This is a genomic window from Cystobacter fuscus (assembly GCF_044360685.1).
GTDB lineage: Bacteria > Myxococcota > Myxococcia > Myxococcales > Myxococcaceae > Cystobacter > Cystobacter fuscus_C.
In genome coordinates, this window is sequence record NZ_CP043491.1 from 2,807,412 (window position 1) to 2,830,880 (window position 23,469).

Below are 23,469 nucleotides of genomic sequence, written 5' to 3' on the forward strand. Positions count from 1 at the left end.
AGTGTTATAAAACTTTACTTGCTCGTTTTACTTTTTCTTCTCGTCTTTCGGGACGGGGAAGGGTTCGAGGACATGACTCAGAGGAGTAGGGGTTCGTCCTGGAAGCAGTTCGTGGTGGGAACTGGCTTCTGGGCGGTGGGAGTGATCGCGGGCGTGGGCTGCGCCGTGGCGACCAGTGATGACACCACGGACTCTGCCGAGGCAGGAGTTGAGGCGTCGTTGGAGTCCACGGGTTCCAAGACGCTCAACATTGGTGGGCAAACGTTCGGCCTGACGTGGGAGGACGACTTCGGCGGTGACCTGTACAAGGGCCAGCCCAAGTCCTATCTCAACACGCAGTACTGGACGAAGGAGAACCTGGGCGTCAACTTCGAGCAGCAGGCCTATACGAACCGGGAGTGTCCCAGCAATCCCAACAATTGGAACTACTGTGTCGAGAACGGCAAGCTGACGCTGCTGGCGCGCAAGGAGCCGTTGGACTGTGTGGTGTGGAAGCAGTGCACCACCACCAGCGAGTGCGGCACCAACGGTACGTGCGCGGCCACCGGTTACTGCGTGTATGACCAGAACCGCAACGGCGTGTACGATCATGAGGAGTGCGCGCCGTTCAACGGCACGGCCAACGCGCCGGTCAATGGGACGCAGTACTCCTCGGGCCGCATCAAGAGCGACGAGAAGGTCGAGTACCGCTACGGCTACATCGAGTTCCGCGCGCGCATGCCCTTCGCGGACCTGCCCGCCGGCGCCACGCCGCCCAACGGCATGTGGCCCGCCATCTGGATGCTCGGCGCCAACGGAACCATCACCAATGGTGGCCGTGATGACAGCGCCGGCTGGCCCATGAATGGCGAGATCGACATCATGGAGTACACGCAGATCAAGGAGAACAAGGCCCTCTACCCGAACAACGAGGCCATGGGCTACAACGTGCTGTGGCGCGAGCTTCCCGAGGCGGGCGAGCTGGCGGCCAACCCCGGTGGATGGGAGCCCAACGCGTGCAGCTCCTGGCCGAACAACGGCGACGCGAAGTGCGACGGGGACGTGGGCGGCGCCCGGGCCACCTGGAATGGCAAGACGATCGACTACCACCAGTGGCACACCTGGGGCTTCCTGTGGGACGAGAACGGGTTCAAGATCTACATCGACAACCTGCCGCAGAACGGCGGTCAGCCGGTGGGCACCTTCACCATTGGTGACGGGGCGACCGAGTTCCGTCAGCCGATGTACCTCATCCTCAACAACGCGGTGGGTGGCGAGCTGGGCTGCCTCGGGTTCAAGGATCGCGCCTGCTCCTCCAGCGCGCAGTGCGCCAATGGCGCGGCGTGCGTGAGCGGCAAGTGCCAGGAGACGGCGAGCTCGTGCATCAACATCGACTGGGCGGCCCATGGTGACAAGGCCAAGCTCGAGGTGGACTACATCCGCTGGTACCACCGCGGCTCTGGCTATCCGCAGGCCGCCCGGGCCGCGTGCCAGGACAGCGACAACAACGGCGTGCCGGACAACCTCATCCGCAACTGCGGCTTCAACGAGGACTTCACCTATCACCGCAGCGATCTGTTCTTCGACGGTGGCGCGGGTCTCACCGAGGTCATCAACGAGGGCGGCACGCACGGCTTCGTGCAGTGGGTGCGCGTGGACAACGGCGGCTGGGCGACCCACAGCGTGCAGGTGCGGCAGGAGGGCTTCCAGCTCCAGGCGGGTACCTCCTACAAGTGGAAGGTGGACCTGAAGTCGAACGCGGCGCGCACGCTGCCCGTGAAGATCGTCCAGGCGCATGATCCGTGGACGGTCGTCTCCTCCTTCAACTGCAACGTGGGCACCGGTTGGACGACCTGCACCGGGCCGAACTTCACCCCGCCCGCTACGGACACCTACAAGTTCGAGATCTCCATGGGTGGCTCCGCCTACACCGGCGCGCAGCTCTACCTGGACGACATGTACATCGGCACCACGGCCAACGCCTGCCAGCCGGACTGCACGGGCAAGCTGTGTGGCGGTGATGGTTGCGGCGGCACCTGCGGCGCGTGCCGCACCGGTAGCACCTGCGGCAGCTGGGGCCAGTGCGTGGCCGGCACCAGCACCTGCACGCCCTCGTGCTCGGGCAAGGTGTGTGGCAGCGATGGTTGCGGCGGCACCTGTGGCACCTGCGCCACGGGCCAGACGTGCAGCAGCACGGGCCAGTGCACCAGCACCTGCACGCCCTCGTGCTCGGGCAAGGTGTGCGGCAGCGATGGTTGCGGCGGCACCTGTGGCACCTGCGGCTCGGGTCAGACGTGCAGCAGCACGGGCCAGTGCTCCGGTGGTACCACGCCTCGCCGCCTGGAGGCGGAGAGCGCCACGCTGACGGGCTGCTTCGCCGAGGCCGGCGGTGACAGCGGTGGCAAGGTCGTCGCCTTCGAGGGCAACGACACCATCTGCTGGAGCAACGTGAGCATGTCGGGCATCACCTCCGCGACGGCCCACGTGGGCGCGCCGTACTCCGGTGGCCAGGCGCAGCTGAAGTTCAACGGCACGGTCATCGGCACGTTCACGATGACCACGGCGTCCGGTGGCTGGAGCAGCCCGAGCCTGACCAACCTCACCACGTCGGTGGCCACCAGTGGCACGGGCACGCTGTGCCTGGCGGGTCTGACCCACCCGAACGGGTGGATCTTCTCGGTCGACTACCTCGACCTGAAGTAGGTCCCTGAAGTGTTCAGGACCCCTTCCGGTGATGTCCGCCGGGAGGGGTCCTTCGTTTGTTCCGTCTGTTGTTGTCTGGCCGTCGCAGTCGAGCTGTCGCAGTCGAGCTGTAGCTGTCTGACATTCATCCCTCGCGGTTTCCTTCCCCCCATGAATCTTCTCAATCCTCTCCTCCACGGCGCGCGCAGCGCCTGGACACGGTGGGCGTCTGCCTGTGCGAGCCTGGCGCTCGCGGGCATGACGGTCGCCAGTCCCATCGCCGCGCACGCTCAAACCAATACCAATCTCGCCCGCGGCAAGCCCGTCACGGTGTCGTCGACGGATGGTGTGTTCTCGGGCCCCTCCGCGGTCGACGGTGATCCAGGCACCCGCTGGAGCAGTGGTTTCACCGACAATGAATGGATCTCCATCGACCTCGGGTCGACGGTGTCCATTGGCCGCGTGGTCCTCAACTGGGAGACCGCCTACGGCAAGAACTACACGCTCGAGTCTTCCACCGACGGGACGAACTGGTCGGCGCTGAAGACCGTCACCAACGGTGATGGAGGCATCGACGATTGGACGGTGTCCGGCTCGGGCCGCTATGTCCGCATGCGCGGGCAGCTCCGGGCCATCGCCTACGGGTACTCGCTGTGGGAGTTCGAGGTGTATGGCTCGGGCGGTACGTCGACGAGCACGGACCTTGCCCGGGGCCGTTCCGCCACGGCCACGAGCATCGAGAACAACGACCCCAACCTGGGGCCGAGCTTCGCCTTCGACGGCAACGCCAACACGCGCTGGGCCTCCGCCGCGCAGGATCCCCAGTCGATCCGTGTCGACCTGGGCTCGTCCCAGCAGGTGGGCAAGGTGGTGCTCAACTGGGAAGGCGCCTACGCCAAGACGTACACCATCGACGGTTCCAACGATGACGCCAATTGGCAGACCCTGGCCACCATCACCGATGGTGCTCCGGGCATCCGGGAGATCTCCGTGTCCGGCACGTACCGCTACGTGCGCATGCGCGGCACCGCGCGCGGCACGGGCTATGGCTACTCGCTCTATTCCTTCGAGGTCTACCAGTCCGGTGGCACCACGCCGCCTCCGACGCAGACGACCAACCAGACCGTCAAGCTGGTCTTCCCCGACCTGGCCTACGCGAAGGTGAGCATCTCGCCCACGCCGCTGTCCGTGTCACCCATTCCGGAAGAGGGCCTCGCGACTCCCTCCGTGCGCAACCCGGCGAAGGTGGTCACCTACCTGTGCACGTTCCCGCCCAACACCAAGGTGACGATGTCCAAGAACCAGTTCTCGCCCACCCAGCCCAACACCGACATCCGCCTGGTGGTCACGGACTCCACGGGCACCACCCAGCGCGCGCAGACCGTCTCCGCGCTCGCGGTGCAGGACGCGGTGTGGCAGGTGGAGATCTACAGCACGGGCACCGACCCGGGCACGCCCACCGGCCCCATCATCCCCGACCCGTACGTGAAGGTGGCTCCTCCGGCGACGGCCGGTTCGTTCGCGGTGACCGCGCCCGCCAACGGCGCGATGATCACCAACACCCGCCGCCCCACGTTCCAGTGGGCCGCCGTCACCGGTGCCACCAACTACAAGCTCTTCGTCAACATCACCCGGAATGACTACGACTGGATGGCGTCCGGAGACCTCATCAACCGCTTCACCGAGGTGGGCTCCACCACGGGCACCTCGCTCACCCTCAACCAGGACCTGGTCGATCGCTGGACCTACAAGTGGTACGTCGTCGCCACGCTCTCGAGTGGGGCCACCAGCCGTTCGGACCTGCGCACCTTCAGCGTCTACCTCCCCGTGGTCGAGACCGTGGCGGATGGCGTGTCGCTCATCAACGGGATGCGCGACATGAACAAGAATGGCGTCATCGATCCGTACGAGGACTGGCACAACCCCATCGCCACGCGCGTCAACGATCTGATGAGCCGGATGACGCGGCACCAGAAGGTGATGCAGCTGTTCTTCAACGCCAAGCAGTACCCCGACGCGGGCTTCACCATGGGTCCGCTGGCGCCGGAGGACATCGTCGCCTTCCAGAAGGCCTCGGCGGCCACGCCCCTGGGCATCCCCTACATCGACGCGGGTGATTCCATCCACGGCTTCAAGACGAGCTGGCCCACCCAGCCCGGCCTGGTGGCCACGCGCGACCCTCAGCTCGCGTATGAGATGGGTGACATCCAGCGGCGCGAGCAGCTCGCCGTGGGCAGCCGCGGCACCCTGTCGCCCCTGGTCGAGGTGGGCACGAAGATCCTCTACCCGCGCATCCAGGAGGGCAGTGGCGAGGACGCAGACGTGGCGGCTGGCTTCTCGCGCGCGCTCATCGCCGGTCTGCAGGGCGGCCCCGAGGTGAATCCCCACTCCATCTGGGTCACCACCAAGCACTGGCCGAGCCAGGGCGCCGGTGGCGAGGGCGGCATCACCTACGACGGCACCACCATCCACTACCACATGCGTCCGTGGCACGCGGCCCTCGAGGCCGGCACCAGCGGCATCATGCCTGGCTATGCCGGCAGCAAGCTCCTGGCCCCGGGCCAGTGGGGCGCGGGCGACAGCCCCGGCATCATCAACTACCTGCGCCAGAACATGGGCTACACCGGCGTCATCTGCACGGACTGGCTGCCCGCGGGCGATCCCTGGGTCCGCTCGCTCATGGCCGGCTCCGACGTGATGGGCGGCGCCGATCCCGGGCAGATGGGTGACTTCGAGAGCCGCGTCACCGATGCCCGCGTCGAGGAGTCCGCCCGCCGCGTCATCGAGCTGAAGTTCCGGCTCGGCCTGTTCGAGGACCCCTATCGCAAGGGTCTCGCGGGAACGGCGGATTGGCACACGGCCGACAACAAGAAGGCGGCCCGTCTGGCCGCTCAGGAGTCGATGACGCTGCTCAAGAACGATGGCGTCCTGCCGCTGCGCATGGGCGCGGGCTCCTCGATCGTCATCGCCGGTCCGCGCGCCGATGATCCGTCCTGCATGGTCACCTGGCGCTCGGACTTCCACAACACGGACTTCGGCGCCCAGACCTTCTACCAGGCCATCAAGCAGCGCGCCGAGGCGGCGGGCATCACGGTGTACAAGGACGCGGCGCCCGCGGGCGTCACGCCCAGCGCCGCCATCGTGGCGGTGGGCGAGAGCTACTACACGCACGGCACCGCGTGGGACAAGGAGAAGCCCTACATCCCGGGTGACCCGGCCGGTCCCGCGCACACCGCCTTCGCCAAGCCGGAAGAGCCTCGCGATCACTACGGCATCATCACCAGCTTCAAGTCGAAGAACATCCCGACGATCACGGTGATGGTCCTGCCGCGGCCCTACATCCTCACCAACGTGGCGCCGCAGAGCAACGCGCTGGTGGCCACCTACCGTCCTGGAGATCTGGGCGGCCCGGCGCTGGCGGACGTGCTCTTCGGCGACGTGCTGCCCCGCGGCAAGCTGCCGTGGGATCTGCCGCGCTCGTTGGATCAGATCGGCACCGACGTGGAGACCGACCAGAAGGAGCGCTGGGATCTGCCGTTCGACCTCGGGGCCACCGAGGCCGAGCGCACCATCATCCGCGACCGGATCGCCAAGGGCCTGCCCGTGCAGCCCATCTACGGCAATCCGTTCTACCGCTATGGCGATGGCATCCAGGGCTTCGGTCTGACCGACGCCACGCCGCCCACGACGTTCACCCTCCAGACGCCGGCGAATGGCACCACCATCACCGGCACGCGGCCCGCGTTCTCGTGGACGGCGAGCAGCGATCCGCAGACGGGCATCCAGTACTATGAGGTCGTCATCGACGGTCAGGCCGTGCTGGGGGGCCGCACGAAGGCCACCTCCGCCGCGCTCGAGGGGCTCAAGCTCGCCAACGGCCAGCACTCCTGGTACGTGAGGGCCGTCAACTGGGCCAATGGGGTGACCACGTCGGCCACGTCCACGTTCACCCTCAATGACACCACGCCGCCCGCGGCCTTCTCCGCGCTCCTTCCGGCGGCGGGCTCGGCGGTTCCCGGCACCTCGACGCGCTTCATCTGGGAGCGCACGAGCGACGTGGGCGCGGGCGTTGCCCAGTACGTCCTCAACGTGGACGGCACGGACCGCACCCCGGTCATCACGGCGGGGGCCTACACGGCCACGACCGTGAACCTGGCGCGCGGAAAGAATGTCACCGCCACCTCCAACGAGTTCGGCAGCGCCAACGACGCGGTGGATGGCAATACCACCACGCGCTGGTCCAGCCGGGCGGACACCGCCAACCCGAACACCGAGTCGATCACCGTCGATCTCGGCGCCGTCCATTCCATCAAGCGCGTGGTGCTCAACTGGGAGGCCGCGTACGGCACGAAGTACGTGGTGGAGGCCTCGCTCGATGGCACCACCTGGACGACGCTGTACACGGAGAACGCCGGCAATGGTGGCATCGATGACCTCACCAACCTGAGTGGGGTGGGCCAGTACGTGCGGATGCGGGGTGTGCAGCGCGCGACGGCGTATGGCTACTCGCTGTGGGAGTTCGAGGTGTATGGCCTGGCCACGCACGAGACCACGCTGACCGGGCTGGCGGCTGGAAGCCACACCTGGCGCGTGCGCGCCGTGGATGGGGCCAACAACAGCACGCAGTCCAACGGCCCCATCTCGTTCACGAAGTAGTCCCGCCGACGTCCCGAGCGGGTTGAAGACAGGGGGCGGCCTCGCGAGGGGCCGCCCCTCCTGCTTTCAGGGGGAGACTCAGCTCCCCGTCTTCTCGCGCAGCTCCCGGCGGAGGATCTTCCCCACGTTGGTCTTGGGCAGATCAGCGCGGAACTCGATGACCTTGGGCCGCTTGTAGCCGGTGAGCTGCTGGCGGCAGTAGTCGAGCAGCTGCACCTCGGTGAGGGACGGGTCCTTCTTCACCACGAAGAGTTTGACGGCCTCGCCGGAGTGCTCGTCGGGCACGCCCACGGCGGCCACCTCCAACACGCCCGGGTGCATGGCGACCACGCCCTCCACCTCGTTGGGATAGACGTTGAAGCCCGACACGAGGATCATGTCCTTCTTGCGATCCACGATGCGGGTGTGTCCGCGCTCGTCCATGATGCCGATGTCGCCGGACTTGAAGAAGCCGTCGGGCAGCATGACCTTGGCCGTCTCGTCCGGGCGGTTCCAGTAGCCCGCCATCACCTGGGGGCCGCGGATGCAGATCTCCCCCGGCTGGCCGAGCGGCACGTCCTTCCCCTCGTCATCGCGGATGGCGATCTCCGTGGAGGGCAGGGGCAGGCCGATGGTGCCGGAGTACTCCGTGGCGGTGGGCGGGTTGCTGGTGGCCACCGGCGAGGTCTCGGACAAGCCATAACCCTCGATGATGGGAACGCGGGTGGTGGCGAACCACTTCTCCGCCGTGGCCCGCTGCACGGCCATGCCGCCTCCGTTGGCGACCCGCAGGTGGGAGAAGTCGAGTTTGGCGAAGTCGGGGTGGTGCACCAGCGCGTTGTAGAGGGTGTTGACGGCCGGCAGGATGTGGAAGGGCTGCTGGGACAGCGTCTTGATGAAGTCTGGAATGTCGCGTGGGTTGGGGATGAGGATGTTCATCGAGCCCATGCGGATGCCCATCAGCCCGCAGACGGTGAGCGCGAAGATGTGGTAGAGCGGCAGCGCGCAGACGACGTTGAGCGCCTCGGACGGATTGCCTCTCATGGCGGGCTGGAGCCAGGCTTCCACCTGCAACAGATTGGCGATGACATTGCGGTGCAGCAGCGTGGCGCCCTTGCTCACGCCCGTGGTGCCACCCGTGTATTGCAGGAAGGCGACGTCGTCGCGCGACGTCGTCACCGGCACGAGCGACAGGCGCTTGCCCTCGGCCAGCATCTGGTTGAACTTGATGGCGCGGGGCAGGTGGTAGGCGGGCACCAGCTTCTTCACGTTGCGCACCACGAGGTTGACGAGGGCGCCCTTCACGCCGCCCAGCAGGTCGCCCATCGAGGCGACCACCACGTGCTGGAGGGCCGTGCGCTCCAATACCTGCTGGAGCGTGATCGCGAAGTTCTCCAGGATGAAGATGGCCTGGGCCCCACTGTCCTTGAGCTGGTACTCCAGCTCGCGCGGCGTGTAGAGCGGGTTGATGTTCACCACCGTGTAGCCCGCGCGCAGGATGGCGGCGATGCAGATGGGGTACTGCAACACGTTGGGCATCATGATGGCGACGGCCGCGCCACGCGTGAGCCCCCGGGATTGCAGCCACGCGCCCGCCCGCTGCGACAGGACATCGAGTTCCCGGTAGGTGATGGACTTGCCCATGCACTTGAAGGCCGGGCGATCGGCGAACTTGCGGAACGACTCCTCCAACAGGTGGGTCAGCGAGGGGTACTGCCTGTCATCGATCTCGGCTGGAACCCCAGGCGGGTAGTGCTTGAGCCAGATCTTCTCCATTCGCGTGTCTCCTCGCCCTTCGAAGGTGATGGGACTGGAATGGTAGTGGATCCCCATGCTGGCACCTCAAGCGCCGAGTTCACGGTGCGTGAGGAGGTGGACCCATGCGGACACGGCGCGGGGCGTCAGGAAGGCGGCAGCAGCCCGAGTCCGGCGAGCAGGGTGAGGGTGAGGCTCACCAGGCTCTCTCCGGCGATGAGGCCCGCGGCCAGGGGCACGGTGGCGACGAGCGCGAAGGCGGGCCGTGCGCGGGTGAGGAGGGCCGCGGCGAGCGAGCCCAGGAACATGGACAGGGCGGTGGAGGGGGGGAGCACGAAGGCGACGCCGACGCCGATGGCCGAGGGGACGAAGGGGCGCAGGCGCTCGGGGGCGTGTTGCTCGAGCAGCGCCAGGAGGATGCCGCTCACCCCTCCGGCGAGCGCACCCCAGCGGGAGGCGGGGGCCAGGGCATCGAGGCCCGCGGCGAGCACCCGGGCCAACCCCTCCACGAAGGTTCCGCCGGGAGCGGGGAAGTGCTCCTCGGAGAGGACGGAGGTGTCCGGCACGAGGAGCAGGAAGGCGGGGACGATGACGGCCGAGCCGACGAGACAGCCCCAGAGCTGGGCGAGGACGGTCTGCCGGGGGGTCGCGCCGAGCAGCGAGCCGGCCTTGACGTCGGTGAGCAGGTCCGCGCTGGTGGCGGCGGTGGAGCCGGAGAGGCTGGCGGCGATGGCGTTGGCCAGGGCGTTGCCGGGCATGACGACGCAGAAGGCGAGCTGGGCCAGCTGTCCCAGGGCTCCCGAGGGGGTGACGTCCGTCTCCCCGGTCACCCGGCACGCCGCCACGGCGAGCGGGAAGGAGATCAGCACGCCGAACAGCCCCAGGTGAGGGGGGATGCCGAAGACCCCATCCCCCAGCACCACCGTCCCCAGCGAGAGCAGCGCGAGGCCGGTGAGCAACCAGCTCCGTGGCACCTGTCCCGGGCCCGCTCCGGTCTCCGGGTCCGCTCCGGCCCGGACGAGCGAGGAGAACGCGCGGCGCAGGACGTCCCGCCGCGACAGCAGGTGGGTGAAGGCGGCGCTCGTCACCAGCGCGGTGCCGGGCCACATGCTCCAGTCGAGCGCGTGGTTGAAGTCGGGTTGGGGCAGCGTTCCTCGAACGTGGAGCCAGGGGACGAGCACGCCGAAGCAGGCGACGGCGCCGAGCAGGAGCGAGGCGGCGATGCGCGGGCCCACCAGGGCGCCGACTCCGGGGGCGAGCAGGCCGAGGTCGAGGGAGAAGGAGAGCGAGGCCAGCGGGACGCCCTGGAGGGTGCCGGGAAGGGGCAGTGAGGGGGGCAGACGCTTCAGTCCATCGCGGGCGAACGTGAGCAGGCCGGCCACCAGGGCCGCCCCACCGAGCACCCGGGTTCCCTGGCGCGCGGAGACGTCTCCCTGTTGGAGCATCCGCGCCGCCGAGGCCGCGGCCAGTCCGGAGGGGAAGGGGAGGCGCTCGCGGTGGAGGAAGGCGTGTTGGAGCGGGACGGCGAAGAGGACTCCGAGCGCGGAGATGAGCAGCGTCCAGCAGAAGAGCGCCCAGCCCGGGGGGTGGTGGCCGGAGAGCATCAGCCACGCCACGTTGGCGGAGATGAGGGTGCCTCCCGTGGAATAGCCCGCCGAGGAGGCCGTGGACTGCATGGCGCTCGTCTCCAGCAGGGACAGCCCGGGGCTCGAGCGGGTGCGCCACGGCCACGCCAGCGCCCGGTACACGCCAAGCCCCAGCACGCAGGCGATGATCGTCACCGGAAAGGCCAGCCCCGTCTTCAGTCCGACATAGAGGTTGGTGAGGCTCAGCCCCGCGCCCAGGAGGCCGCCGAGCGCCAATGCGCGGGGGGTGAGCGCCCTGCCGGACGCGGCGGCGCCGGGGGGGGGATCACTCCGCTCCTCTCGCATGGGCGCGACACTACCCGGCCCGTGGAGCAACTCCAAGGCACGAGCGCCGTGCCGCGGGCTCAGGCCGGGGTTTCCCTCCCGTTCAGGGGCAGCTCCAGGGTGAAGCACGCGCCATGGCCCTTGCCCTGGCTGTCACAGCGCAGCCGGCCCTTCATCGCCTCGGCGGCCAGCGCGCTGGAGTGAAGGCCAAAGCCATGGCCTTCCTTCTTGGTGGTGAAGCCGTGGGAGAACAGCCTCGTCAGGTGCTCCGGGGCGATGCCCACCCCATTGTCCTCCACCTCGATGCGCAGCCACTCCTCGCCCTCGCGCCGCACGCGCAGCGACAACCGCTTGTCATCGTGTCCGCTCTCCACCAGGGCATGCCGCGCGTTGCCCAGGAGATTCACGAGGATTTGCAGCAGCCGGTGCCGGTCCAGCGGCAGCGGTGCCAGCTCGGCGTACTCGCGGTGGATGCGGATGCCCAGCCGCTCGAAGGAGTCCAGGTGCAGGCGCAGCGCGTTGTCGATCAGCTCGGACACCGTGACCAGCTCCACCCGGCCCACGACGCGGGCGTTCTCCTGCTGCAGGCTCACCACCTCGCGGATGTGCTCCACGTTGCGCAGCAGCTCCTTCATCTCCGTCAGCAGCTCCTCCTGCTCCCGCACCAGGTGCCGCGACACCGTGGACAGGTACCGCGGAAGCTGGCGCCCCCGGGTGTCCTCCGTCAGGAAGGTGGGCAGGTTCTCTTCGTGCTCGGCCAGGAGCTCCGAGGCACGCAGCAGGGACGCGGTGCGCGAGCCTTGCAGCCGCTCGAGCACGAGCGAGGCGGAGACGTTGACGCTGTTGAACATGTTGCCCACGTTGTGCAGCACGCCCGTGGCCATCTCCGCCATGCCCGCCTGGCGTGACACCTCCATCAACCCCCGGTGCAGCTCCCCCAGCTTCGCCTCGGCCTCCTTGCGCTCCGTGATGTCCCGTCCGAAGAGCGTCACCCCCACGGGCCGCTCCCCCTCTCCCCACAGGGGGTGGAGCGCCACGTCAAGCACCCAGGTGCGGTGGGGGCTCCGCCTGCTCCACTCGAAGCGGACGCTCTCTCCGCGCAAGGCGCGCTGCAGGCTGTTGCGCCATTGCTCCTGCACCACGGGGTCGCTGCGCTGATCCAGCTCGGCCCCCGGGCGCAGCTCCTTGCCGTACATCTCCTGGAACATCTTCCGCGCCACGCTGTTGGACGTGATGATGCGCCCCTGTTCGTCGAGCGAGCACACCGGATCCGTCGTGCTCTCCAACAGGCTGTGCAGCTTGCGCTCGCTGTCGCGCACCGTGGCGGAGGCCTCGTCCCGCGCGATGCCGAACAGCGAGCTCAGCCCCCAGCCGAGCAGCAGGATGAGGGCGTCGAGCGCTCCGGCGATCCACGCCTGGGTGTTGGCGAGGAGCGGCTCCCGGCCCCCGAACCCCGACAGGTAGAGGGGGAGGAGGATCCCCGAGTTGAGGCAGAAGAAACCCGTGAAGACGAGCCCCGTCTTCACCCCCAGCAGATAGACCGCCAACAAGGGGATGAGCAGGCTGGCCGCATGCGAGGCGACGATCTGACGGGGCATCCAGAACGTCGTCAGCATGTACCCGGCCAGCATGGTTCCGCAGACCAGGAGCGACCCGAGCCGCAGCGGGCCTCCCGCTCTCAGGTACACCAGAATCAACGCGAAGCCGATCGCGGCGCCCGTGCCGATCTTCACCAGAGGTGCTCCCCCGTTCACCCCCAGGGCGGAGGTGATCGCGAGCACCAGGGACGTGGCCGCCAGCAGGATCGTGCTTCCCAGCAGGACCCGGTAGCGGCCAAGCTCACCAGGCGTCAGGTGGTGCCGGTCCTCGGGCAACAAGGCGTCCAAACGCCCAAGCAACCACGTCCACCGCCCTGCGCTCATCGAGGACCTCTCCGCTCGAGCAAGAACCCAGGCCGTGCGGTCGCAAACCCCCCCCGAGTGAGCGGCGGCCCTGAGACGCCCGCAGCGAGTCCATGGCTACCACGCGTCGAAAGTCATGGGCAACCCATTGAGACCACGTTTGAGCGGATTTGTTCAACCTCAGCGTGCGCGGAAGAACTCCAGACAGCCAGTGAAAACATCATCATCCTGGAGTCTGGTGACGAATGTGTGAAAAGTGACTTGCTTGATTTGACAGTGTTTCCGCGACCCGGGTCCCACACGTGGGGTGACAGCCCGTGCGTGGGTGGTGAAGGGCGCTTCTCCGGCCCTCCAGGGGGTGGACGGGGCACTTCCGGGTGATTCACGGCGCCGCGCGTCCATGTCCCCTGGAAGTATCCAGGTGGGCTGTGTCCCGAGCGCGGCGGCGGGCGACTGCTGTGAGGACGGCGCGGGGCCTGTCCTGCTAGAAGGCGGCGGCGACCGGCCCGGCTCTCCGCCACCTGGAAGCCGGGCTCCCTGCCCGTCGCGGTGCCTTCCGACAAGGACCCCCCCTGACATGTCCAAACAAATCAAAGACTACAAGGCCAGAGCGCAGCACCTGGTGTCCCAGATGACGCTGGAGGAGAAAGCCCTGCTCATGTCTGGCAATGGCGCGTGGACGACCCACGAGGTCCAACGCCTGGGAATTCCTTCCATCTTCATGGCGGATGGCCCGCATGGGCTCAGGAAGGCATTGGGGCCCAATACGGCGGACAGCGTCCCCGCCACCTGCTTCCCCACCGCGTCCGCCCTGGCCTCGAGCTGGAACACGGAGCTCCTCGCGGAGATTGGCGCCGCCCTGGCGCGCGAGGCGCAGGCCAACGACGTCCAGTTGTTGCTGGGTCCGGGCAACAACATGAAGCGCTCTCCCCTGGGCGGGCGCAACTTCGAGTACTTCTCCGAGGATCCCTTCCTCGCTGGCCATCTGGCCGCCTCGTACATCAAGGGGTTGCAGGACCAGGGGGTGGGCAGCACCCTGAAGCACTTCGCGGTGAACAATCAGGAACACGAGCGGATGGTGAGCAGCTCCATCGTGGATGAGCGCACCCTGCACGAAATCTACCTGCCCGCCTTCGAGATCGCCGTCACCCAGGCCCAGCCGTGGGCGATCATGTGCGCCTACAACAAGATCAACGGCGTCTATGCCTCCGAGAACCACCTGCTGCTCGAGGACATCCTCCGGGATGCGTGGGGCTTCCAGGGGTACGTGGTGTCCGACTGGGGCGCCGTCCATGAGCGCGTGAAGGGCATCATGGCCGGGTTGAACCTGGAGATGCCCGGCAGCGGCGACGTGAACCGCAAGAAGATCATCGAGGCCGTCAAGGCGGGCCAGCTCCCGGAGTCCCGCCTGGACGAGGTGGTGGCCGGACTGCTCGCCGTGGTCCTCAAGGCCTCGGAGAGCCGCCGGAGCGGGGTGCGCTTCGACGTGGACGAGCACCATGCCCTGGCGCGGCGGGCGGCGGGCGAGAGCATCATCCTCCTGAAGAACGAGGATGAGCTGCTGCCGCTGGAGACCGGAGGCAAGAAGAAGATCGCCGTGATTGGCGCGTTCGCCAAGGACCCCCGCTACCAGGGCGCTGGAAGCTCGCAGGTGAATCCCACCCGCATCTCCAACGCCTATGCCGAACTGGCGGCGCTGCTCGGCGGCGACGAGCGCCTGTCCTACGCGAGCGGCTATGACCTCGAGGGGGTCACCACCGCGCAACTGCTCGAGGAGGCGCGGCAGCAGGCGAAGGGCGCGGACCTGGCCATCGTCTTCGCCGGTCTGCCGGACAGCCACGAGTCCGAGGGCTTCGACCGCTCCACCCTGGACATCCCCGAGGGCCACAACCGGCTCATCGACGCGGTCAGCCAGGTGCAGCCCAACACGGTGGTGGTGTTGATGAACGGCTCGGCCATCACCATGCCCTGGGTGGGCCGGGTGAAGGCCATCCTGGAGGGCTGGCTGACGGGACAGGCGGGAGGTGGCGCCATCGCCGACATCCTGACCGGCAAGGTCAACCCCTCGGCGAAGCTGGCGGAGACCTTCCCACTGCGGGTGGAGGACACGCCGACCTTCACCGAGTTCCCCGGCCTCAACCAGCAGGCCCGCTACGGCGAGGGGGTCTTCATCGGCTACCGCTACTACGACAAGAAGAACATCGCTCCGCTGTTCCCGTTTGGTTTTGGTCTGAGCTACACGACCTTCGCCTACTCGGAGCTGAGCCTCGGCGCGCCGTCCATCCAGGACACCGAGAGCCTGACGGTGGAGCTGAAGGTCAAGAACACGGGGAAGGTGGCGGGCAAGGAGATCGTCCAGCTCTACGTCCGCGAGGACCTGCCGGTGGTCAGCCGTCCGGACAAGGAGCTCAAGGCCTTCACCAAGGTGGCGCTCGAGCCCGGCGAGGAGAAGACGGTGCGCTTCACGCTGAGCCGCCGGGACTTCGCCTACTACAACACCAACCTCCACCGCTGGTCCGTCAACCCGGGCCGCTTCGACATCCTGGTGGGTGGCTCGTCCCGCAACCTGCCCCTGCGCAAGCACGTCCTGGTGGAGGTGGCCCAGCAGGAGGTGCCTTCGCTGTCACGCCACTCCCTGGTGAAGGAGTTCAAGGACCACCCCAAGGGCAAGGAGTTCTACCCGCAGCTGGTGGGTGTCATCATGGGCGGGACGACCGAGGAGCCCGGCGGCGTCAAGCGCACGCCCGAGGAGGAGCGCGCCCGGAAGAAGGCCGAGATGTCGACGCTGGTGTTCGCCCACGACATGCCCGTCTACAAGCTGGTGCTCTTCTCCGAGGGCAAGTTCTCCGAACAGAAGCTCAACGACATCCTGGCGCGGGTGCAGTAGCCGCGAGCGCCCCGGGGCCGTGAGGGCGGCGGGGCGCATCCACCCGGAAGTGGATGCGCCCGCTTCACCGCCCGAGCTGGCTACTGCTTGGGCTTGATCTCCGTCAGGACGAGGAGGTTCTCCGGGATGGAGTTGGGCGTGAGCTTCGCGTAGGGGTTCTCCTTGTTCGGGAAACCCGTGAAGCGGCGCGTGCTGTACTCACCCCAGGACGGGCCGGGGAAGAGCGGGATGACGGGCGCGTTCTCCACGAAGAGCACCTGGAGCTGCTCGGAGATCTTCTTCTGCTCCGCGGGATCGCTCGTGGCCTCGAAGGCCTTGAGCAGGGCATCCGCGTCCTTGTTGCCGAAGCGGTGCCAGTTGCGCGCCGCGACCGTGCCCACGGGCTGCACCGTCTCGGTGCCGAGGAAGTCCCGGTAGACGTAGTACGGATTGGGCTCGTCGGAGGACCAGCCCATGGACAGATCGAACTCACCCTTCTGGATGCGCTCGAACCAGGGGCTGAAGTCGTAGGTCTTCAGGGTCGCGTCGATGCCCACCTGCTTGAGGTTCTGCGCGATGATCTGCGCGGCGCGCACCCAGTCGGACCAGCCCGTCACCACGTTGACGTCGTAGCGCAGGGGCTTCTTGTCCGGTCCCACGCGAATGCCATCGTCGCCGCGCTTGTAGCCCGCCTCGTCGAGCAGGGCGCCCGCCTTGGCGGCGTCGAACTTCACCCAGTCACCGCTCTCCACGGCCTTGGGGTTGCGCCAGCTGTCGTGGGTCTCGCTGAGGGCGGTGGCGTCCGAGGGCCGCGTGTAGTTGTACATGGCGACCTTGACGATCTGCTCGCGGTCGATCGCCATGCTGATCGCCTTGCGCACGCGCACGTCGTTGAAGGGCTTCTTCGTGGTGTTGGTGTAGAGAATCACCGTGTTGCCCACGAGCGGGAACCAGTAGTGATTGTTCTCCTTGTCCTTGCTCACGTAGAGCCGCTCGATGTCCGGCACGAAGTTGCCCGCGTAGTCCACCTCGCCATTGAGCAGCGCGAGGTTGGCCTGGTCGTTGCCGGGATAGGCCGGGAAGCGCAGGGCCTGGACGTAGGGCTTGCCCTGCTGCCAGTAGTTCGGGTTGCGGCCGATCTCCCAGATCTGGTTCTGGAAGACCTTGATCTCCGTGAAGGGCCCCGTGGCCACGGGGTTCTCGTTCTTGTAGGAGACCGGGTCGGCGACGTCCTTCCACTTGTGCTCGGGGACGATCGGCTGCTGCGCGATGTAGAGCAGGCCGGGCACGAAGACGCGGCTGAAGGTGAACTCCACCGTGGCGTCATCCTTGGCCTGCACGCTCTCGAGGAACGCCCAGACGGCCGACAGATCCAGCGCCTTGTGCTTCTTGAGCAGCTCGAAGGTGAAGGCCACGTCCTTGGCGGTGAACGGCTGGCCGTCCGACCACTTCACGCCCGGACGCACGGAGAAGGTGAGCGTCTTGTTGCCCTCTCCCCACGTGTACTTCTCGGCGAGCCACGGCACGTAGTCCGCTTTGAGCACGTTGAAGATGAGCATGGGCTCGTAGATGCCCGCGCGGGTCGGCCAGCGCGAGCTGCTGCTGGCCAGCAGGGGATTGAAGTTGCGGATCCAGGAGGTCTGCGCCTCCTGGGCAATGGTGACGGCCGTGGCCTTCTCCGCCGCGGGAGCCGTCGCGGTGGCCGCCGGCGCGCTCCCCTCCTGCTGCTGCTTGCTCTTCGAACAGCCCGCCAGTCCCCCCAAGGAGACAAGACCCATGCACATCACGACTAGCCGGCGTTGCATCCACTGGTTGTTCATCTAGAGGCGCTCCTGGATTCCAGTTGAGGAGTAGGGCCCGCTTCGGCTTGCTCGAAACGAGAAAGGTAGTGCGCACACCTACCCGGGCCGTGGCTTAGCATGGTTCTTCACCTCCTCCACCTACAGACTCATTCGTCCTCGCTGGGAGTCTCGACGCATCGCGGCGAACGACGCGCCGCGTCGAGATGGCTCTTCGCGCCTCATTGGAATGGAACAAAGTCATTCACTCTCATCACAGAGCAATGACGGATGAGAAGGTATTGACGCGGGGCAGGAGCTGGGGTCCTGGGAGCGTGTCAGTCTTTTGCAGGCGCGCCCAGTTCGCCGAGCACCTGGGCGAGCTGCGCGAGGGGCAGCACGAAGTCCGCGGGTCCCCGGGCGAGGGCCGCGGCGGGCATGACCGGCATGTGCGCGGTCTCGGGTGACTGCACCAGCGTGATGCCCCCCGCCGCGCGCACCGCCGCGAGGCCCCGTGCCCCATCCTCGTTGGCGCCCGTGAGGATGATGGCCGCGAGCCGGGCGCCGTAGATGTACGCCGCCGATTCGAACAGCACGTCGATGGAGGGGCGCGAGTAGTGGACGGGCTCATCCACCGAGAGCGACAGGGTGGGGCCCGTGTCCACCATCAGGTGGTAGTCCGGGGGTGCGAAGTAGACCGTCCCGGGCTTCACCGGCTCCTTGTCCTGGGCCTCCCTCACCGGCAGGGGACACCGGGGCGCGAAGATGTCCACGAGCAGGCTGGGCCGCTCGGGCGGAATGTGCAGGACGATCAACAGGGCGGGACGGAAGGTCCGTGGCAGCAGGGGCAGGAGGAAGGACAGTGCTTCCACGCCTCCCGCGGACACGCCCAGCACGACGGCGGAGACGCGGCCCCGGAACGCCTCGGGTCTGAGTCCGCTGGAGCTGAGGATGTCCGTGCCGTTCACGAAAAGCCCTGCCTCTTCCGCGCGGGCCACTCGTCCGGCACGAGTGGAGTGAAGGACTGCGCGTGTGCTCGACAGTGTAGTGGCTTCCGGGTCCGAGCAAGCCCCGGGGGCCCAGCCCATCACGGAACGCTCACGCTCCCGGCTCACGGTTGAAGAGGAGTGTTTGTTTCTGGGCGTCGCGCCGTGCTTCCGGACGACACCTCCCGGCCCGCGCTCGAGGGCACGGGCCGGGAGGCAACGTAGGACTTCAGGGGGCGATGTAGATCCACCCGCCGAGCAGGGTGTTGTTGTCCACGCGCAGCTCGGGGTTCATCTGGTCCAGATTCACCACGGCGCCCACGTAGGCCAGCCCCTGCGTGTCCGGGGTGGTCGACGGTGGGGGCAAGGCATTGCCGGTGATGGTCACGCTCTCGCACCAGCCAGGCTGGAGAAGACCCGTCTGGGCCTCTCCCACGATGACATCCTCGGAAGGCGCGGACGGCGAGGAGGGACGGAGGGTGGTGTCCGTGGACAGGAGCACGCTCACCCGGGTGCTCGCGGCCATGGTGCCCTGGTTGCAGACGTTCACCCGGGTGGCGAGGCTCTGCCCGCTCCGGACGAACACGGAGCTCTCCACCGAGGTGATGATGAAGTCCGCTTCGAAGCCCACGCCCAGCAGGTAGCCCGGGTGGGTGTTGTTGTCCGTGCGCAGCTCATCGGGGGCGCTCGGCTCCAGCACGGCGCCCAGGTGGAAGACGCGCGCGTCAGGCGTGCTCATGGGTGGGGGGTAGATGCTGCTGGAGGAGATGGACACCGTGGCGCACTGGCCAGGAGCCGTGGGCGGCACGTACGCGTCACCCACGAGCTGATCCTCGGGAGGTGAGGAGGGCGAAGAGGGCGAGGGGATGCGGATGCGCTCGTCCTCGGACAGCGCGAGGAACACGTGGGCGCTGTCGCTCCGGGTGCCCTGGTTGCAGACGGTGACCTGGGCGGTGAGTTGCTGGCCGTAGTCCACGCTGGCGGGACCCTTCACCGAGGTGATGACGAAGTCCGGCGCATTCCCCACGCCCAGCAGGTAGCCCGGGTGGGTGTTGTTGTCCTCGATGAGCTCATTGGGGGGAGCGTTCGGGTCCACCACGGCGCCCAGGTGGAAGGAGCGCGTGTCGGGCGTGCTCGTGGGCGGGGGGTAGATGCTGCTGGAGGAGATGGACACCGTGGCGCACTGGTTGGGGGCCAGCGGAGGCACCTGCGTGTTGCCCACGAGCTGATCCCCGTAAGGACTGGAGGGTGAGGGGAGTCGGAGCTGCTCGTCCTCGGACAGGATGAGGGCCACCTGGGTGCTGTCTCTCCGGGTGCCCTGGTTGCAGACGGTGACCTGGGCGGTGAGCTGCTGGCCGAAGTCCACGCTGGCGGGGCCCTTCACCGAGGTGATGACGAAGTCCGGCGCATTCCCCACGCCCAGCAGGTAGCCCGGGTGGGTGTTGTTGTCCTCGATGAGCTCATTGGGGGGAGCGTTCGGGTCCACCACGGCGCCCAGGTGGAAGGAGCGCGCGTCGGGCGGGCTCGTGGGCGGGGGGTAGATGCTGCTGGAGGAGATGGACACCGTGGTGCACTGGCCGGGGGCCAGCGGAGGCACCTGCGTGTTGCCCAAGAGCTGATCCCCGTAAGGACTGGAGGGCGAGGGGAGTCGGAGCTGCTCGTCCTCGGACAGGATGAGGGCCACCTGGGTGCTGTCTCTCCGGGTGCCCTGGTTGCAGACGGTGACCTGGGCGGTGAGTTGCTGGCCGGAGTCCACGCTGGTGGGGCCCTTCACCGAGGTGATGACGAAGTCCGGCGCGTCGCCCACGCCCAGCACGTAGCCCGGGTGGGTGTTGTTGTCCTCGATGAGCTCATTGGGGGAGTACGGGTCCACCACTGCACCCAGGTGGAAGGAGCGCGCGTCGGGCGGGCTCGTGGGCGGGGGGTAGATGCTGCTGGAGGGGATGGACACCGTGGTGCACTGGCCGGGGGCCAGCGGCGGCACCTGCGTGTCACCCACGAGCTGATCCTCGGGAGGTGAGGAGGGCGAGGAGGGCGAGGGGATGCGGATGCGCTCGTCCTCGGACAGCGCGAGGAACACGTGGGTGCTGTCGCTCCGGGTGCCCTGGTTGCAGACGGTGACCTGGGCGGTGAGCTGCTGGCCGGAGTCCACGCTGGCGGGGCCCTTCACCGAGGTGATGACGAAGTCCGGCGCATTCCCCACGCCCAGCACGTAGCCCGGGTGGGTGTTGTTGTCCGTGCGCAGCTCACCGGGGGCGGCGTACGGATCCACCCTGGCGCCCAGGTGGAAGGCGCGCGCGTCAGGCGTGCTCATGGGTGGGGGGTAGATGCTGCTGGAGGGGATGGACACCGTGGCGCACTGGCCGGGGGCCAGTGGAGGCATGTGCGCGTTACCCACGAGCTGATCCTCGGGAGGTGAGGAGGGCGAAGAGGGCGAGGGGAGTCGGAGCTGCTCGTCCTCGGACAGGATGAGGGCCACCTGGGTGCTGTCGCCCCGGGTGCCCTGGTTGCAGACGGTGACCTGGGCGGTGAGCTGCTGGCCGAAGTCCACGCTGGCGGGGCCCTTCACCGAGGTGATGACGAAGTCCGGCGCGTAGCCCACGCCCAGCAGGTAGCCCGGGTGGGTGTTGTTGTCCTCGATGAGCTCATTGGGGGGAGCGTTCGGGTCCACCACGGCGCCCAGGTGGAAGGAGCGCGTGTCGGGCGTGCTCGAGGGCGGGGGGTAGATGTTGCCGGAGATGGACACCGTGGTGCATTGGCCGGGAGCGAGCGGAGGCACCGACGTGCCATTCACGATGACGTCCTCGGGAGGACCACCGTACGGCGAGGGGACGCGGAAGTGCTCGTCCTCGGACAGCACGAGGGCCACGGAGGTGTCGCGGGCGCGGGTGCCCTGGTTGCAGACGGTGACCTGGGCGGTGAGTTGCTGGCCGAAGTCCACGCTGGCGGGACCCTTCACCGAGGTGACGACGAAGTCCGGCGCATCCCCCACGCCCAGCACGTAGCCCGGGTGGGTGTTGTTGTCCGTGCGGAGTTCATTGGGGTCGTTCGGGTTCAGCATGGCGCCCAGGTGGAAGGATCGCGTGTCGGGCGTGCTCGAGGGCGGGGGGTAGATGTTGCCGGAGATGGACACCGTGGTGCATTGGCCGGGAGCGAGCGGAGGCACCGACGTGCCATTCACGATGACGTCCTCGGGAGCACCGTACGGCGAGGGGACGCGGAAGTGCTCGTCCTCGGACAGCACGAGGGCCACGGAGGTGTCGCGGGCGCGGGTGCCCTGGTTGCAGACGGTGACCTGGGCGGTGAGCTGCTGGCCAAAGTCCACGCTGGCGGGACCTTTCACCGAGGTGACGACGAAGTCCGGCGCATTCCCCACGCCCAGCACGTAGCCCGGGTGGGTGTTGTTGTCCTCGATGAGCTCATTGGGGGAGTACGGGTCCACCACGGCACCCAGGTGGAAGGAGCGCGCGTCGGGCGGGCTCGTGGGTGGGGGGTAGATGCTGCTGGAGGGGATGGACACCGTGGTGCACTGGCCAGGAGCCAGCGGCGGCACCTGTCTGTCACCCACGAGCTGATCCTCGGAGGGTGCGGAGGGCGAGGGGAGGCGGAGCTGCTCGTCCTGGGACAGCACGAGCAACACACGGGTGTCGGAGGGGCGGGTGCCCTGGTTGCAGACGGTGACCTGGGCGGTGAGCTGCTGGCCGTAGTCCACGCTGGCGGGGCCCTTCACCGAGGTGATGACGAAGTCCGGCGCATTCCCCACGCCCAGCAGGTAGCCCGGGTTCGTGTTGTTGTCCGTGCGGAGTTCACCAGGGGAGGCGTACGGGTCCAGCACGGCGCCCAGGTGGAAGGAGCGCGCCTCGGGCGTGCTCATGGGCGGCGGATAGATGCTGCTGGAGGGGATGGACACCGTGGTGCACTGGCCAGGAGCCAGCGGCGGCACCGGCCTGTCACCCACGATTTGATCCTCGGGAGGAGTGGAGGGCGAGGGGAGGCGGATGTGCTCGTCCTGGGAGAGCACGAGCAACACGCGGGTGTCGTAGGGGCGGGTGCCCTGGTTGCAGACGGTGACCTGGGCGGTGAGCTGCTGGCCGGAGTCCACGCTGGCGGGACCCTTCACCGAGGTGATGACGAAGTCCGGCGCGTCGCCTACTCCCAGCACGTAGCCCGGGTGCGTGTTGTTGTTCTCGCTCAACTCCGGGGTGGTGTTGCCCGGGTCCACCCTGGCCCCCAGGTGGAAGGCGCGTACCCCGGGTGGAGTCGTCGAGGGAGCATGGACGCGGCCGGAGATGGACACCGTGGTGCACTGGTTGGGGGCGAGCGGATACACCAGCGCGTCACCCATGTAGGCGCCCTCGGTCAGATAGAGGAGCACCTGGGTGCTCTCGGTCCGGGTGCCCTGGTTGCAGACGGTGGCCTGGGCCGTGAAGAGCTCGTCGGGCCGCACGCTGGCGGGACCCTTCACCGAGGTGATGACGAAGTCCGCCTGGTAGCCGATGCCCACCGGCGCGCTGAAGCGCGTGTTGTTGCCCGGGTTCTCATCCCCGAGCGGGTCGAGGCGTGCTCCCACGTACCAGACACCGTCCGAGGGCACGTGGGCGGACACCATCGTCGTCTGCCGCGAGCACTGCCCGGGCTGCAGATACGGCAGGTAGATTTGTCCCCCCGGGTAGTCCGCCTGCACGGAGAGGACGGTGTCCGCGGAGAGGTACAACGCCGCCTGCGTGGCGCCTCCCTGTCCTCCCTGGTTGCACACCGTGGCCGAGACCTCGAAGGCGTTTCCCGGCAACACGCTGGCGGGTGTGCTCAACTCCGTCACCACGAAGTCGGGTCCGGTGACCAGTGGGCTCGCGGCCTCACTCGCTCCCGCCGCGGACGGCTCCGGCGTCTGGCATCCCAGAAGGGCCATCAAGGAGAGGGCTCCCAGGCTCGCTTTCATCCTGCGTTCATCCATTGGTGTTCGCTCTTTCGACAGCA

9 protein-coding genes are annotated in these 23,469 nt (G+C 67.7%); 3 read left to right on the forward strand and 6 right to left on the reverse strand.

Features of this window, described 5'->3' with window-relative positions:
- Positions 1-72 precede the first annotated feature (72 nt).
- Together F0U63_RS11630 and F0U63_RS11635 are read left to right on the forward strand one after the other, a co-directional pair.
- Positions 73-2,682, forward strand: a complete 2,610-nt coding sequence (locus F0U63_RS11630) for a carbohydrate binding domain-containing protein (protein WP_395845957.1) — start codon at positions 73-75, stop codon at positions 2,680-2,682.
- A 150-nt stretch (positions 2,683-2,832) separates the two neighbouring features.
- Positions 2,833-7,317, forward strand: coding sequence for a discoidin domain-containing protein (locus F0U63_RS11635; protein WP_395845958.1), 4,485 nt, complete (start codon positions 2,833-2,835; stop codon positions 7,315-7,317).
- A gap of 78 nt (positions 7,318-7,395) precedes the next feature.
- On the opposite strand, the gene F0U63_RS11640 is transcribed toward F0U63_RS11635, so the two are convergent.
- From F0U63_RS11640 to F0U63_RS11650, 3 genes are all read right to left on the reverse strand, one after another.
- Complete coding sequence (locus F0U63_RS11640; protein WP_395845959.1) at positions 7,396-9,072, reverse strand: long-chain fatty acid--CoA ligase; 1,677 nt, start codon at positions 9,070-9,072, stop codon at positions 7,396-7,398.
- A 125-nt stretch (positions 9,073-9,197) separates the two neighbouring features.
- A complete protein-coding gene (locus F0U63_RS11645) occupies positions 9,198-10,982 on the reverse strand; it encodes an OPT family oligopeptide transporter (RefSeq protein WP_395845960.1) in 1,785 nt (594 codons plus the stop codon).
- Positions 10,983-11,041: 59 nt separating this feature from the next.
- Complete coding sequence (locus tag F0U63_RS11650; RefSeq protein ID WP_395845961.1) at positions 11,042-12,883, reverse strand: ATP-binding protein; 1,842 nt, start codon at positions 12,881-12,883, stop codon at positions 11,042-11,044.
- Between the two features lie 556 nt (positions 12,884-13,439).
- On the opposite strand from F0U63_RS11650, the gene F0U63_RS11655 reads away from it, so the two are divergent.
- Complete coding sequence (locus tag F0U63_RS11655) at positions 13,440-15,749, forward strand: glycoside hydrolase family 3 C-terminal domain-containing protein (RefSeq protein ID WP_395845962.1); 2,310 nt, start codon at positions 13,440-13,442, stop codon at positions 15,747-15,749.
- Between the two features lie 80 nt (positions 15,750-15,829).
- Here the strand turns inward: F0U63_RS11655 and F0U63_RS11660 are convergent, their stop codons facing one another.
- From F0U63_RS11660 to F0U63_RS11670, 3 genes are all read right to left on the reverse strand, one after another.
- On the reverse strand, positions 15,830-17,548 hold the full coding sequence (locus F0U63_RS11660) for an ABC transporter substrate-binding protein (RefSeq protein WP_395845963.1): 1,719 nt from the start codon (positions 17,546-17,548) through the stop codon (positions 15,830-15,832).
- Between the two features lie 296 nt (positions 17,549-17,844).
- On the reverse strand, positions 17,845-18,474 hold the full coding sequence (locus tag F0U63_RS11665) for a chemotaxis protein CheB (protein ID WP_395845964.1): 630 nt from the start codon (positions 18,472-18,474) through the stop codon (positions 17,845-17,847).
- Between the two features lie 247 nt (positions 18,475-18,721).
- Positions 18,722-23,431 carry a CARDB domain-containing protein gene (locus tag F0U63_RS11670; protein ID WP_395845965.1) on the reverse strand — a complete coding sequence of 1,570 codons (4,710 nt, stop codon included), beginning with the start codon at positions 23,429-23,431 and terminating at the stop codon, positions 18,722-18,724.
- Positions 23,432-23,469 lie beyond the last annotated feature (38 nt).